Genomic DNA, 1142 nt, shown 5'->3' with positions numbered 1-1142 from the left:
AGGCCGCGCGGACGGGTGAACAGGTGCTTGGGGTCGATGGGGCGCAGCGCCCGTTGCAAGATGGCCGTCTCGCAGGGGGCGCTCGGATCCACCGGGCCGTCGCCATCGAAATCGCGGCGCATGACCACCGGGCCCGAGATGACGTTGTCGACCTGCTCCACGAAGGCCGTGAACTCGAGGTTGATAGTGGCCTCGGCGTAGTCGCCCGTGAAGTGGTAGGGCATGCGCAGCAGGTCCTCGCACGAGAGGAACTTGGTGTTCACCGCCAGCGGGCAGGAATTGAGCACGAAGCTCGCCTCCTCCACCAGCTCGCTCCAATCGTCGATGATCTGCAGGCGCTCGTTGAGCTCGCGCGCGGCGCGGGCGCACTCCTCGCGGTGCTCGCGGAAGCTCGAGCGGATATGGCTGAAATCGGTGCAATCGAAGACGTCGACGATCTCCTCGAGCGATAGGCCCATCTTCTTGAGGTAGTTGATCACCGGGATCTTGAGCATCGTGCGGCGCGAGTAGTACCGGTAGTTGTTCTCGCCGATCACGTCGGGCTCGATGAGCTTCATCTCGTCGTAATGCCTCAGCGCACGCTGAGACAAGCCGCCGATCTGGCTCACCTCGCCGATGCGGTACAGGTCGCTATGACCCTCCGCCGAACCGTTCGCATGCACACATGACATGGCCTACACCCCCGCCACTTGGTCGATGGCGCACGCGAGCGCGTAGGCGTCAACGATAGGATTGCCTCCCTGCGCCGCGAGCTCGCGCATCGCATCGCGCAGGTACCAGATGGTCCGCAGCGAATACGGAGCCACCTCGCACAGGAAATAATCAAGACCCGAGACCTCGCGCGGGCGCGAGGTCGCGACGCGCGCATGGGCGCTGGCCACGGGGGCCGCCGCGGCCGCCGCGGACGCGAAGGGCGCGCAGGCGTCGGCAAGCTCGCGCAGGGCGCAGGCGCGCACCGGCGAGACCGCGGGCAGCGTGCGCGCCCAGGTGGCGCGGTAGCAGTCGGGGTCGGTCACGGCCATCATGCGCGCGTACTTCTCGAGCACCGGGTTGCGATGCGCGGCGCGCAGGGAGCGCGCATCCGCGAGCGCCCGATGCGCGAACTCGGCAGGAAACGCCAGGTACTGCGCTAGTCGGTACAT

General features: G+C 67.1%; 2 protein-coding genes. Both read right to left on the bottom strand.

Annotated elements, in window-relative coordinates:
- The coding region (locus I2E26_RS04125; protein WP_195419709.1) for a MerR family transcriptional regulator at positions 1-671 on the bottom strand (671 nt) is incomplete at its 3' end.
- A gap of 3 nt (positions 672-674) precedes the next feature.
- On the bottom strand, positions 675-1142 hold a 468-nt coding region (locus tag I2E26_RS04120), incomplete at its 5' end, for a DUF4125 family protein (RefSeq protein ID WP_195419708.1).

It is taken from the genome of Collinsella sp. D33t1_170424_A12, assembly GCF_015554865.1.
GTDB lineage: Bacteria > Actinomycetota > Coriobacteriia > Coriobacteriales > Coriobacteriaceae > Collinsella.
Note: the sequence above shows the minus strand (reverse complement) of the source record. Positions and strands in the feature narration are given on the sequence as shown.